Genomic DNA, 456 nt, shown 5'->3' with positions numbered 1-456 from the left:
AACTTCATCTGTCGGCGTCCAGATCGGTGTCGTATTAAGATCGAAGTAGCGGTCGCCGTCATCTTGACTGACGAGTGTCTCAGTTTCGGCATCAGTCGTGTCGCGTGATCGCAGGATTTGTTCGGCGAGCGGACCGAAGAACGACGCGGCAGTCGCTCCCCGCCAGTCCGATCCGGCTGCGAACAGGTCACGCGCGGCCTGGTTGCTGTCGACGACGCGGTCGTCGTCGTCGGTCAGGACGACCGGGTCGTTCATCATCCGAACAACCTGCTGGCGCCCCACAGGGACGAGTCGGAACAGACGGTACCGGAATACCGCGAGCGCGAAGACGATCGCAGTGACAACAAAAGAGAAATCTGTCGGATTCCACGCCGGTGGGGCGAGGCCGCTGAGGAGTAGGAAACTGGAAACCATCGGGGCCCCGATACCAAGCAGTATCATACCGATTTGCCCGGG

At 60.5% G+C, this 456-nt stretch carries 1 protein-coding gene; it reads right to left on the bottom strand.

Translation table 11 applies throughout. The features are described 5' to 3' along the window. A partial coding sequence (locus C5C07_RS20735; protein ID WP_255565282.1) for a histidine kinase N-terminal 7TM domain-containing protein occupies window positions 1–441 on the bottom strand: 441 nt, incomplete at its 3' end. Window positions 442–456: the final 15 nt, after the last annotated feature.

Origin of the sequence: Haloferax sp. Atlit-4N (assembly GCF_003383025.1) — an archaeon.
In the GTDB taxonomy this organism is placed as follows: Archaea; Halobacteriota; Halobacteria; order Halobacteriales; family Haloferacaceae; genus Haloferax; species Haloferax gibbonsii.
This window is presented reverse-complemented; position numbering and strand designations above follow the sequence as displayed.